The sequence below is a fragment of the Micromonospora sp. NPDC005205 genome (assembly GCF_040608275.1).
Lineage (GTDB): Bacteria > Actinomycetota > Actinomycetes > Mycobacteriales > Micromonosporaceae > Micromonospora.
In genome coordinates this window covers 104,694-116,898 of sequence record NZ_JBEXHV010000006.1, presented here as the reverse complement: position 1 = coordinate 116,898, position 12,205 = coordinate 104,694, and the positions used below count along the sequence as shown (strand labels likewise).

Genomic DNA, 12,205 nt, shown 5'->3' with positions numbered 1-12,205 from the left:
CCATGACCAGTTCCATGAACCCCGCGATCGTCGCCACCGACCTGCGTAAGTCCTACGGCGACAAGGTCGTGCTGAACGGCATCGACCTGATGATCACCGAGGGCACCATCTTCGCGTTGCTCGGTCCGAACGGCGCCGGCAAGACCACCACCGTGCAGATCCTCTCCACCCTGATCGACGCCGACGGCGGTAACGCCCGTGTCTTCGGCCACGACCTGACCCGGGAACCCGACGCGGTACGCGCGCTGATCGGCGTCACCGGCCAGTTCTCCGCCGTCGACAACCTGCTCACCGGTCGGGAGAACCTGACCCTGATGGCCGACCTGTGCCACCTGGACAGGGCCGCCGGTCGGCGGCGGATCGCCGACCTGCTCGACCAGTTCGACCTGACCGAGGCGGCGGGCAAGCCTGCGTCCACGTACTCCGGCGGCATGCGCCGCCGGCTCGACCTCGCGATGACCCTGGTCGGCGAGCCCCGCGTCATCTTCCTCGACGAGCCGACCACCGGCCTCGACCCGCGCAGCCGCCGGGCCATGTGGCACATCATCCGCGCACTCGCCGCCGAGGGCGTGACCATCCTGCTCACCACGCAGTACCTGGAGGAGGCCGACCAGCTCGCCGACCGGGTGGCGTTCCTCGACCACGGCCGGCTGATCGCTGAGGGCACGCCCCGCGAGCTCAAGCGGCTCATCCCGGGCGGCCACGTCGTGTTGCAGTTCGCCGACCAGGAGGGGCTCGACTCGGCGGCCCGGACGTTCGAGGCCGCCACCCGCGACGACGCGGCGCTCACCCTCCAGGTGCCGAGTGACGGAGGGGTCGGGTCGCTGCGATCCCTGCTCGACCAGCTCGACGACGCCTCGATCAGCGTGGCGGGGCTCTCCGTGCACACCCCCGACCTCGACGACGTCTTCCTCACCCTCACCGGGCAGCCCGACACCCGGGCCAGCCGACCCGACAACGAAAGGGCTCCCGCGCGATGAGCACCCTCTCCCTCGCCGTCCGCGACTCGAGCACCATGCTGCGGCGAAACCTGCTGCACATGCGGCGGTACCCGTCGATGACGTTCCTGCTCATGGGCATCCCGATCGTCATCCTGCTGCTCTTCGTCTACGTCTTCGGCGGCACGCTCGGCGCCGGTCTCGGCCCGTCCGGCGGCCGCTCCCAGTACGCCAACTACGTCACCCCCGGCATCCTGCTCATCACAGTGGTCAGCGCAGCGCAGGGCACCGCCATCTCGGTCGCGATGGACATGACCGAGGGGATCATCGCCCGGTTCCGCACGATGTCGATCTTCCGACCGTCAGTCCTGACGGGTCACGTACTGGGCAGCCTGGTGCAGACCATGCTCAGCCTCGCGGCCGTCACCGTCGTGGCGCTGCTGGTCGGGTTCCGGCCCAACGCGAACGCGGTCGAGTGGCTCGCGGCGGTCGGCGTACTCGCCATGATCACCTTTGCGCTGACCTGGCTGTCCGTCGCCCTCGGCCTGGTCAGTGACAGTGTCGAGACGGCGAGCAACCTGCCCATGCCGCTGATCCTCCTGCCGTTCCTCGGCAGCGGGTTCGTCCCCACCGACTCCATGCCGACCGCCGTGCGGCTGTTCGCGGACTACCAGCCCTTCACGCCCGTCATGGAGACCCTTCGCGGCCTGCTCCTGGGCACCGGGATCGGCGCCAACGGGATCATCGCGGTCGTCTGGTGCGCCGTCATCACAGTGGGTGGCTTCCTGTGGGCCAAGGCCCTGTACAACCGCAACCGGACGGCCTGATCCGACCGGCGCGTCCCGGTACCACCGCAGCGGAGAGCCGGCGGCTCGGCCCACAGGGGTCGGGCCGCCGGCTCGTGGCGTCGCGCGACCGGCGGCGCGAGTGTGAGGTTGGGCGGCGGGCCGGCGGGTCGGCGGGTCGTCGGGTCAGCGGCGCGAGTGCGTGCTCGACCCGGCGTTCGGAAGCACGCCGCCTCGCGCCCCACCCCGCCTCGCCTCGCCCCTGCCACCCCGCGCCGCCCCTGCCACCCCGCGCCGCCCCTGCCACCCCGCGCCGCCCCTGCCACCCCGCGCCGCCCCTGCCACCCCGCCGCGGACTGCCCCGCCCGCGGACTGCCCCGCCGCCGTTGGCCGTCAGGCCCAACGGCTAGCCAGGGACGAGCGCTGGAACCACATCCGCTAATGAGCCTGATGTCTGTAAGTCATCGTGATGACTCACAGACATCACGCTCATCGGAGTGAGGCCCCCCAGGTCACGCGCTCGGCGATTCTGGGGCGCGCGGATCGCGCCGCAAGTCGCCGACCTGCCGCAGCGGGATCGCGGGCATCTCGCCCGTGGTCCACGATGCCGGGATGTCATCGACTCGCCTTGTCACCCTGCTTGGTGCTGCCGCGCGGCATCAACGCCAGCTGCGCGACCTGAGCCAACGTCAGTTGGCCGCGTGGGCCGCGTGGGCCGCGTGGGCCGCGTGGGCCGCGTTGGCCGCGTGGGCCGCGTTGGCCGCGTGGGCCGCGTGGGCCGAGTTGGCCGAGGTCGACCAGGCCGCGGTGGCCGGTTCGAACGCGGCCGATCACTCTGCCGCGACCCCGCGACGTGAAAGAGAGCCCGAGTGGAGCTTTGCCTCCGGGTCGCCCGACGCGCCGTCGGGCGCGCGGGGCGACCGGGCGGCGCGGGCACACCAATACGTTGAATGTTATCGATAACACCGGACGGTGGCCCGGCTTCGCGTCGGGTGGGTCGCCCTCCGGGGGCGCTCAGCCAAGAGCCAGCATGGTCGTCGATGGCTGTCGGGCGGACCCGAGCACGCGACCGTGACGCCTCGGGAATGTTATCGCTGCCATCATCTCCGGGGGAGAAGTGGCCGCTATCGGACGGCGATGTCGCAATGTGCGGCGGACCAGACCTGTCACGTCGCCCTGTTGGCGGCTCTCCGGGCGGCGTTCGTACCCGGCGCGGGCCTCAATCGTCAGATGGCTGCCGCAGTTGAGGGCGAAATGGTGGTTATGCGCCGGTTCGTTATCTACCCTCCCGAGTCGGTCCGCCTTTGGCGTTCCGTTACGGAGCTGTTGCGGGTAGATGTCTTGACGAGGCTGGATGTGAGCGTTAACACTATCCCCGTTAACGGTGGAGGTGAACATGAACCGTGTGGACGGAGCTGACGACCGCTACGTCGTCGGTGTCGACTATGGCACCCTGTCCGGGCGAGCTCTGGTGGTCCGTGTCGGCGATGGTGCCGAGTTGGGGACCGCGGTGCACGAGTACGGCGATGGCGTGATCAGTACGGCTCTCCCGGGAGGCCGAACGCTGCCCCCGGACTGGGCCCTGCAGAACCCGCAGGACTACCGCGACGTGCTGAGGTACGCCGTCCCGGCGGCACTGTCCGCCGCGGGGGTGGACCCGGCGGCGGTGGTCGGCATCGGCATCGACTTCACCGCCTGCACCGTGCTGCCGACGCTCGCCGACGGCACCCCGCTGTGCGAGACGCCCGAGCTGCGCGAGCGACCGCACGCCTGGGTGAAGCTGTGGAAGCACCACGCCGCGCAGCCGCACGCCGACCGGATCAACGCGCTCGCCCACGAGCGGGCCGAGCCGTGGATCGGCCGGTACGGCGGCAAGATCTCCGCCGAGTGGCAGTACGCCAAGGGCCTGCAGCTCCTGGAGGAGGACCCGGAGGTCTACGACCGGGCCGAGCGCTTCATCGAGGCCGCCGACTGGATCGTCTGGCAGCTCTGCGGCACCGAGACCCGCAACGTCTGCACGGCCGGCTACAAGGGCATCCTGCAGGACGGTCACTACCCCTCCGAGGGCTTCCTGACCGCTCTCAACCCCAACTTCGGCGACTTCGTGGCCAAGCTGGACGGCCCGTTGCTGCCCCTCGGGGCCCGGGCCGGCGCGCTCACCGCCCAGGCCGCCGCCTGGACCGGCCTGCCGGAGGGGATCGCGGTGGCCGTCGGCAACGTCGACGCGCACGTCACCGCGGCGTCCGCGCAGGCGGTGCAACCCGGTCGGCTGGTCGCCATCATGGGCACCTCGACCTGTCACGTCGTCAACGGCGCCGAGGTCGCCGAGGTGGCCGGCATGTGCGGTGTGGTTGATGGGGGCATCAGCCCCGGCGCGTGGGGTTACGAGGCCGGGCAGAGCGGTGTCGGTGACATCTTCGGCTGGTTCGTCGAGCACGCCGCCCCGGCTGGCGTCGATTCGCACGAACGCCTCACCGAGCTGGCCGCGAGTCAGCCCGTCGGCGCGCACGGCCTGATCGCGTTGGACTGGTGGAACGGCAACCGTTCCCTGCTGGTCAACCACGACCTCAGCGGAATGATCGTCGGCATGACCCTGGCCACCCGGCCGGCGGACATCTACCGGGCCCTGCTGGAGTCCACCGCGTACGGCACCCGGATGATCATCGAGGCGTTCGTCGACGCCGGAGTCCCGGTGAACGACCTGGTGATCGCCGGTGGTCTGACCAACAACGCGCTGCTGATGCAGATCTACGCCGACGTGACCAGGCGACCGCTGAACATCATCGCCTCGGCGCAGGGGCCGGCGCTGGGCTCGGCGATCCACGCCGCCGTCGCCGCCGGCGAGTTCCCCTCGATCCACGAGGCGTCGCAGGCCATGGGTCGGGTGCACGAGGCCGTCTACCGTCCGGACCCCGAGCGGGCCCGCGCCTACGACGCCCTCTACGCCGAGTACCGGACGCTGCACGACCACTTCGGTCGTGGCGGCAACGACGTCATGCTCCGCCTGCGGGCGATCCGCAACGCGGCGGTCGAGACCGCCGCGACCACCCACGATGCCCCGTTGGAGGTGGTGGCGTGAACGCCGAGGTGACCCGACAGATCACCGAGCTGCGCGAGACCGTGGCCCGCCTGCACGCCGAGCTGACCCGGTACAACCTGGTCGCCTGGACGTCCGGCAACGTCTCCGCGCGGGTCCCCGGCCAGGACCTGATGGTGATCAAGCCGAGTGGAGTGAGCTACGACGACCTCACCGCGGCCACGATGGTGGTGTGCGACCTCGACGGCGTTCTCGTCGAGGGCGACTTCGCCCCGTCCAGCGACACCGCCGCCCACGCCTACGTCTACCGGGCCATGCCCGAGGTCGGTGGGGTCGTGCACACGCACAGCTCGTACGCGACCGCCTGGGCCGCGTGTGGGGAGTCGATCCCCTGCCACCTCACCGCCCAGGCCGACGAGTTCGGTGGGGAGATCCCGATCGGCCCGTTCGCGCTGATCGGCGGTGACGACATCGGCAAGGGCATCGTCGCCACGCTCGCCGGGCACCGCTCGCCGGCGGTGCTGATGCGCAACCACGGCGTGTTCACCATCGGCCGTGACGCCCGCGCGGCGGTCAAGGCAGCGGTCATGTGCGAGGACGTGGCGCGTACCGCGCACCTGGCCCACACCCTCGGGCAGCCGGTCCCGATGGCGCAGGCCGACATCGACTCGCTCTACGACCGCTACCAGAACGTCTACGGCCAACAACCAGTCGCACCGACGGGTTCCTGACCCTGCACCGAAGACCCGGGACCCGTCGGTCTGCACCACGACGCACCAGCACGCACCACCCGCGTACGCCGCTTCTCGCACCTCTGCGGTCGGCGCGGTTACCCACCACATCCAGCCAAGGAGATTCGATGGGAAAGATGCGAACGCAGTCCGTTCGGTGGCGCGCTGCCGCGGTCCTCGCCAGCGTGCTGCTGGTCGGCGGCGTGGCGGCCTGTGGCAACAGTGACACCGGCGGTGGCGGTGGCACCAAGGACGACGGCAAGATCACGATGGGCTTCTCCCAGGTCGGTGCGGAGAGCGGATGGCGTACCGCCAACACCATCTCGATCAAGGAGGCCGCCACGGCGGCCGGCATCGAGCTGAAGTTCGACGACGCGCAGCAGAAGCAGGAAAACCAGATCAAGGCGATCCGCAACTACATCCAGCAGAAGGTCGACGTGATCGCCTTCTCGCCGGTGGTGGAGTCCGGGTGGGACACCGTGCTCAAGGAGGCCAAGGACGCCGGCATCCCGGTCATCCTGACCGACCGCTCGGTGGACTCGGCCGACAAGTCGCTGTACAAGACCTTCCTCGGCTCGGACTTCGTGAAGGAGGGCCGGCTCGCGGGCGAGTGGCTGGTCGAGCAGAAGAAGACCGCCTCGGGTCCGGTGAACATTGTCGAGCTGCAGGGCAGCACCGGCGCGGCACCGGCGAACGACCGCAAGAAGGGCTTCGGTGAGGCGATCGCCGCCAACCCGAACCTGAAGGTCATCGCCTCTCAGACGGGTGACTTCACCCGCGCCGGCGGCAAGCAGGTCATGGAGCAGTTCCTCAAGGCCAACAAGCAGATCGACGTGTTGTTCGCGCACAACGACGACATGGGCCTGGGCGCGCTCGAGGCGATCACCGCCGCTGGCAAGGTGCCGGGCAAGGACATCACCATCATCACGATCGACGCTGTCAAGGACGGCATGCAGGCTCTCGCCGACGGGAAGTTCAACTTCATCGCGGAGTGCAGCCCGCTGCTCGGCCCGCAGCTGATGGACCTGGCCAAGAAGGTCAAGGCCGGCGAGACGGTGCCTGCTCGGATCGAGACCGAGGAGACCACCTTCACGACCGAGCAGGCCAAGGAAGCTCTGCCCAACCGCAAGTACTGATCGACGACGGGGTCGCCGCGTTCGCGTGGCGGCCCCGCCGCGTCGCTTCCCTACCCGAAACGGACCGGGCTTGGCCCGCGACGACCCCCGTACCACGCCCGCCCGAGCGTCCCCCACGGACGACCGGGCGGGCGTGGCGGGAGCGTAGCGGCCCTTCCGTGTCGAGAACCCAGAAGAGGTCTGATGGGATGACGGATAGCCGTCCGGTCCTGACGATGACCGGGATCAGCAAATCCTTCCCCGGGGTGCGCGCACTCCACGACGTCAACTTCCGGCTCTTCCCCGGCGAGGTGCACGCCCTGATGGGCGAGAACGGCGCCGGCAAGTCCACCCTCATCAAGGTGCTCACCGGCGTCTACGACACCGACGAGGGCGCGATCACCCTCGACGGCGAGGCCGTGTCGTTCACCGGTCCGATGCAGGCGACCGCGGCCGGTGTGAGCACCGTTTTCCAGGAAGTCAACCTCTGCACCAACCTCTCGGTGGCGGAGAACATCTTCATCGGCCGGGAGCCCCGGGTCTTCGGTGCCGTCCGCTGGGGTGAGGTTCGCCGCCGGGCCCGAGACCTGCTCTCCCGCCTCGACCTCGACCTCGACGTCAGCGCGCCACTCGGCTCGTACTCGCTCGCGATCCAGCAGATGGTCGCCATCGCCCGCGCCATCGACATCAAGGCCCGGGTGCTGATCCTGGACGAACCGACGTCCAGCCTCGACGCCAGCGAGGTGGCGCAGCTGTTCCGCATCATGCGGCAACTGCGCGACGAGGGCATCGCCATCCTGTTCGTGACCCACTTCCTCGACCAGGTCTACGAGATCGCCGACCGGATCACCGTGCTGCGCAACGGCGGGCTCGTCGGCGAGTACCTCACCACCGAGCTGCCCCAGCTCTCCCTGGTCGAGAAGATGATCGGCAAGGAGCTCGACGTCCTGGAGGGCATCGAGGAACACTCCCGGCGGGACCTGGCCGCGCTGGAGGAGGGCACCCCCCTGGTGGCGGTGTCGAACTTCGGTCGGGCGGGAGCGGTCGAGCCGTTCAGCCTCACCATCCACGCTGGCGAGGTGGTGGGCCTGGCCGGCCTGCTGGGCTCGGGGCGTACCGAGGTCGCGCGGTTGTTGTTCGGCGCCGACCGGAGCGACGGCGGCCAGGTGGCGATCGACGGCACGGCGAGCAGCCTGCGCACCCCCGCGCAGGCCATCGACCACGGCGTGGGCTTCTGTTCGGAGAACCGCCGGGCCGAGGGGATCGTCGCGGACCTCTCGGTCCGCGAGAACATGATCCTCGCGATGCAGGCGGCCCGTGGCTGGCTGCGGCCCATTCCGCGTCGCCGCCAGGACGAGCTGGTCGACAAGTACGTCAAGGCCCTCAACATCCGGCCCGCCGACCCGGAGGTGCCGGTCCGCAACCTCTCCGGCGGCAACCAGCAGAAGGTGCTGCTGGCCCGGTGGCTGATCACCGAGCCGCGACTGCTGATCCTCGACGAGCCGACCCGGGGCATCGACATCGGCGCGAAGACCGAGATCCAGAAGCTCGTGACGCAGCTGTCCGACGGGGGCATGGCGGTGCTGTTCATCTCCGCCGAGCTGGAGGAGGTGCTGCGCCTCAGCCACAAGGTGGCCGTCATGCGGGACCGGCAGATGGTCGCGCAGCTCGCCAACGACGAGAGCCTGGACGCCGACCGCGTCATGCAGACCATCGCCAGCGGATCCCACCGGGAGGAGGCAGACCGATGAACGACACCATGAGCCGCTATCGGACGATGATGGGTCACCGGCTGTTCTGGCCCGCCGCCGTGCTGTTCGTCATGCTCGCCGCGAACACGATCTACCGGCCCGGGTTCCTGTCCGTCGAGCTCAAGGACGGGCACCTGTACGGCACGCCGGTCGACATCCTTCGGCTGAGCGCACCGCTGATCCTCGTCGCGCTGGGCATGACCCTGGTCATCTCCACCGGCGGCATCGACCTGTCGGTGGGCTCGCTCTGCGCGATCAGCGGCGCGATCGCCTGCATGTACATCAGCAAGCAGCCCGACCAGAACAGCCTTGGCGTGGTGGTGACCGCCCTCGCGATGGCGATGGGCGTCGCGCTCGTGCTCGGCGCCTGGAACGGGGTGCTGGTGGCCGTGATCGGGATCCAACCGATCATCGCCACCCTGATCCTGATGGTCGCCGGCCGAGGTCTCGCCCAGCTGATCACCGAGGGTCAGATCATCACCATCAACTCCGAGCCGTACCGGGCGATCGGCCTGGGCCACGCGTTGACGCTGCCGCTGGCCATCTTCATCGCGCTCGCCGCGGCCCTGCTCGTCGCCGCGTTCACCCGTCGCACCGCACTCGGCATGATCATCGAGTCGGTGGGCGGCAACGCCATGGCCAGCCGGCTCGCCGGCATCCGGTCCGGCCGGGTCATCTTCCTGGCGTACGTGATCAGCGCCGCGTGTGCCGCGGTCGCCGGTTTCATGATGACGGCGAACGTCTCCAGCGCCGACGGCAACGCCGCCGGCCTCTGGGTCGAGCTGGACGCGATCCTCGCTGTCGTCATCGGCGGTACGTCCCTCGCGGGCGGCCGGTTCTTCCTGAGTGGCACGATCATCGGCGCGCTGATCATCCAGACCCTGACCACCACGGTGTACGCCATGGACATCTCGCCGCAGACCTCGCTGCTGTTCAAGGCGGTCGTCGTCATCGCCGTCTGCCTCATCCAGGCGCCGGCCTTCCGGGCCCGGTTCAGCCGACGTAGGCGCAACGTCCCGCCGCCCGCCACCATCGCCGACAAGCCGAAGGAGCAGGTGCCGGCATGACCACTGGAACGCTTACCGCCGGTCGTACCCGGTTCCGGCTGCCGAGGAAGCAGATACCGGTCCTGGCGACGCTCGCCCTGCTGCTGGTGATGTACGGCATCGGCGTCTCGCAGTACACGGCGTTCTCCAACGTCCAGGTCATCTTCAACGTCTTCATCGACAACGGCTTCCTGCTCGTCGTCGCGGTGGGCATGACCTTCGTGATCCTCACCGGGGGCATCGACCTGTCGGTCGGTTCGGTGGTCGCGATGACGGCGATGGTGTCGGCCGCGCTGCTGCAGGACGGCATGCCGGCGGCGCTGGTGCTGGTCATCGCCCTGCTCATCGGTCCGACGCTCGGCCTGTTGATGGGCTGCGTCATCCACTTCTTCGAGATCCAGCCGTTCATCGTGACGCTCGCCGGGATGTTCTTCGCCCGGGGCATGTGCACCTTCATCTCCGGCGCGTCGATCCCGATCACCGACGGGTTCTGGACCTCGATGTCGCAGGAGCGGATCGGGGACCCGCGGGGCAACTTCGTGTCGATCAGCGTGCTGATCGCCTTCGTGGTGGTCGTCATCGCCGCGTACGTGCTGGCCTACACCCGGCTGGGACGCAACGTGTACGCCATCGGCGGCAACCCGCAGTCGGCGCTGCTGATGGGCCTGCCGGTCGGGCGGACCCGGATCGCCGTCTACACGATCAGTGGTCTGTGCTCGGCCATCGGCGGGATCCTGCTGTCCTTCTACACCCTCTCCGGCGCGCCGCTGATCGCCGTGGGGATGGAGCTGGACGTCATTGCCGCCGTCGTCATCGGTGGCACTGTGCTCACCGGCGGCGCGGGTTACGTCTTCGGCACGGTGCTCGGCGTGCTGGTCCTCGGCGTGATCCAGACTCTCATCACCTTCGACGGGAGCCTCAACTCCTGGTGGACCAAGATCGTGATTGGCGGTCTGCTCTTCGCGTTCATCCTGCTTCAGCGCCTCATCGGAATCCGTTACAAGTGACCGCCCCTCTCGCGGAAGGCAACTCCATGGCACCACACACCGAACCCGAGATCTGGTTCCTCACCGGCAGCCAAGGCATGTACGGCGAGGAGACGCTCCGCCAGGTGGCCGAGCAGTCTCGCCAGATCGCGGCCGCGCTCGACGACTCGCCGCAGATTCCCGCCCGCGTGGTCTGGAAGCCCGTCCTGACCAACAGCGGTGAGATTCTGCAGGTCTGCCGGGACGCCGCCGCTCAGGGTGCCGTCGGGGTCATCGCCTGGATGCACACGTTCTCGCCGGCCAAGATGTGGATCTCCGGTCTGGACGCGTTGCAGACACCGCTGCTGCACCTGCACACCCAGGCCAACGTTCTGCTGCCGTGGAACGACATCGACATGGACTTCATGAACCTGAACCAGGCCGCCCACGGCGACCGCGAGTTCGGGTACATCCAGACGCGTCTCGGCGTGGCCCGCAAGACGGTGGCCGGGCACGTCAGTGACCCGCGGGTGACCAGCCGGGTCGGGGCGTGGGCCCGCGCCGCGCTGGGCTGGTCGGCGATGCGGTCGCTGCGCCTGGCCCGCTTCGGTGACAACATGCGCGACGTCGCGGTGACCGAGGGCGACAAGGTCGAGGCCGAGCTGCGGTTCGGGGTCTCGGTCAACACCTACGGGGTCAACGACCTGGTCGAGGTGGTCGGCGAGGTCACCGACGCGCAGGTGGACGACCTGGTCAAGGAGTACGAGGACACCTACCGCATCGTCGGCGCGCTGCTGCCCGGCGGCGAGCAGCACGACTCCCTGCGGTACGCCGCGCGCCTGGAGCTGGGCATGCGCGCCTTCCTGGACGCCGGTGGTTTCCGGGCCTTCACGACGAACTTCGAGGATCTCGGTGGGCTGCGTCAGCTTCCGGGCATCGCCGTGCAGCGGCTGATGGCGGACGGCTACGGCTTCGGCGGTGAGGGCGACTGGAAGACCTCGGTCCTGGTCCGCACCCTCAAGGCGATGTCGGTGGGCGTGAGCGGCGGCACGTCGTTCATGGAGGATTACACCTACGACCTCACCCCGGGCAACGAGTTGGTGCTGGGCGCCCACATGCTGGAGGTCTGCCCGACCATCGCCTCCGACGTGCCCAACGTGGAGATCCATCCGCTGAGCATCGGTGGCCGGGAGGACCCGGTCCGGTTGGTGTTCGACGCCGCGGCCGGTCCGGCCGTGGTGCTCGGGCTGGCCGACATGGGGGAGCGCTTCCGGCTCGTGGCCAACGAGATCGACGTGGTGGCCCCGCCGCAACCACTGCGCCGGCTGCCGGTTGCCCGTGCCGTCTGGCGTCCGCGCCCCGACCTGCCGGTCTCGGCCGAGTCGTGGATCACCGCGGGCGCCCCGCACCACACCGTCCTGTCGCAGGCGGTGGGCGTGGAGGAGCTGCACGACCTGGCGGAGATGAGCCGCACCGAGCTGGTCGTCATCGACGCCGCCACGGAGCCTCGCCGCTTCGCCGACGAGCTGCGCTGGAACCAGGCCTACCACCGGCTGGCTCGCGGCTTCTGATCAGCGCGGCCTGACGGCCCCCCTCGACACGGGTGGTCCATCCCTGCCTGCGGGCTGGGTGGACCACCCGTTCGCGTGTGGTCCTGGCAGCGACGCGAGGCGGCTGTGTTACGGCTTGACTAACAGCATGTTATCGCTCACAGTCTATAGCCAAGATGGTCGATGTCTTTGCCTGTCCGGCCACGCGCGCTCCCCACCTCTCCCGGTTTCGGCATCTCGTCGCCGTCACTGTCGGGCTGGCGGTGTTAGCGATCACATGGTCGGGC

9 protein-coding genes are annotated in these 12,205 nt (G+C 69.3%); all 9 read left to right on the top strand.

Features of this window, described 5'->3' with window-relative positions; translation table 11 throughout:
• Window positions 1-2 precede the first annotated feature (2 nt).
• The 9 genes from ABZU43_RS13860 (at window position 3) to araA (ending at window position 11,939) form a co-directional block, all read left to right on the top strand.
• On the top strand, window positions 3-980 hold the full coding sequence (locus ABZU43_RS13860; protein WP_355006883.1) for an ATP-binding cassette domain-containing protein: 978 nt from the start codon (window positions 3-5) through the stop codon (window positions 978-980).
• On the top strand, window positions 977-1,765 hold the full coding sequence (locus tag ABZU43_RS13855; RefSeq protein WP_355006882.1) for an ABC transporter permease: 789 nt from the start codon (window positions 977-979) through the stop codon (window positions 1,763-1,765). Before ABZU43_RS13860 ends, ABZU43_RS13855 begins: the two co-directional genes overlap by 4 nt.
• Window positions 1,766-3,119: 1,354 nt before the next feature.
• Window positions 3,120-4,802, top strand: coding sequence for a ribulokinase (gene araB, locus ABZU43_RS13850; RefSeq protein ID WP_355006881.1), 1,683 nt, complete (start codon window positions 3,120-3,122; stop codon window positions 4,800-4,802).
• Window positions 4,799-5,491, top strand: coding sequence for an L-ribulose-5-phosphate 4-epimerase (locus tag ABZU43_RS13845; RefSeq protein ID WP_355006880.1), 693 nt, complete (start codon window positions 4,799-4,801; stop codon window positions 5,489-5,491). The genes araB and ABZU43_RS13845 overlap by 4 nt, the downstream gene beginning before the upstream one ends.
• Before the next feature lie 137 nt (window positions 5,492-5,628).
• The gene (locus ABZU43_RS13840; protein WP_355007079.1) at window positions 5,629-6,627 is read left to right on the top strand and encodes an ABC transporter substrate-binding protein; all 999 of its coding nucleotides are present in this window, start codon (window positions 5,629-5,631) and stop codon (window positions 6,625-6,627) included.
• A 188-nt stretch (window positions 6,628-6,815) separates the two neighbouring features.
• Window positions 6,816-8,357 (top strand): sugar ABC transporter ATP-binding protein, encoded by a 1,542-nt coding sequence (locus tag ABZU43_RS13835; RefSeq protein ID WP_355006879.1) that lies wholly within the window; start codon window positions 6,816-6,818, stop codon window positions 8,355-8,357.
• Window positions 8,354-9,424, top strand: coding sequence for an ABC transporter permease (locus ABZU43_RS13830; RefSeq protein WP_355006878.1), 1,071 nt, complete (start codon window positions 8,354-8,356; stop codon window positions 9,422-9,424). Before ABZU43_RS13835 ends, ABZU43_RS13830 begins: the two co-directional genes overlap by 4 nt.
• Window positions 9,421-10,410, top strand: coding sequence for a galactofuranose ABC transporter, permease protein YjfF (gene yjfF / locus ABZU43_RS13825; RefSeq protein ID WP_355006877.1), 990 nt, complete (start codon window positions 9,421-9,423; stop codon window positions 10,408-10,410). The genes ABZU43_RS13830 and yjfF overlap by 4 nt, the downstream gene beginning before the upstream one ends.
• A gap of 26 nt (window positions 10,411-10,436) precedes the next feature.
• Entirely contained in the window at window positions 10,437-11,939 is a 1,503-nt protein-coding gene (gene araA, locus ABZU43_RS13820) for an L-arabinose isomerase (protein ID WP_355006876.1), read from the top strand.
• The last annotated feature ends 266 nt before the right edge of the window (window positions 11,940-12,205 follow it).

Excerpts from the sequence above, each read along its gene's own strand:
- araB (WP_355006881.1), top strand. The coding sequence starts at position 3,120 with ATGAACCGTGTGGACGGAGCTGACGACCGCTACGTCGTCGGTGTCGAC.
- ABZU43_RS13855 (WP_355006882.1), top strand. The coding sequence starts at position 977 with ATGAGCACCCTCTCCCTCGCCGTCCGCGACTCGAGCACCATGCTGCGG.
- ABZU43_RS13830 (WP_355006878.1), top strand. The coding sequence starts at position 8,354 with ATGAACGACACCATGAGCCGCTATCGGACGATGATGGGTCACCGGCTG.
- ABZU43_RS13840 (WP_355007079.1), top strand. The coding sequence starts at position 5,629 with ATGCGAACGCAGTCCGTTCGGTGGCGCGCTGCCGCGGTCCTCGCCAGC.
- ABZU43_RS13835 (WP_355006879.1), top strand. The coding sequence starts at position 6,816 with ATGACGGATAGCCGTCCGGTCCTGACGATGACCGGGATCAGCAAATCC.
- yjfF (WP_355006877.1), top strand. The coding sequence starts at position 9,421 with ATGACCACTGGAACGCTTACCGCCGGTCGTACCCGGTTCCGGCTGCCG.
- araA (WP_355006876.1), top strand. The coding sequence starts at position 10,437 with ATGGCACCACACACCGAACCCGAGATCTGGTTCCTCACCGGCAGCCAA.
- ABZU43_RS13860 (WP_355006883.1), top strand. The coding sequence starts at position 3 with ATGACCAGTTCCATGAACCCCGCGATCGTCGCCACCGACCTGCGTAAG.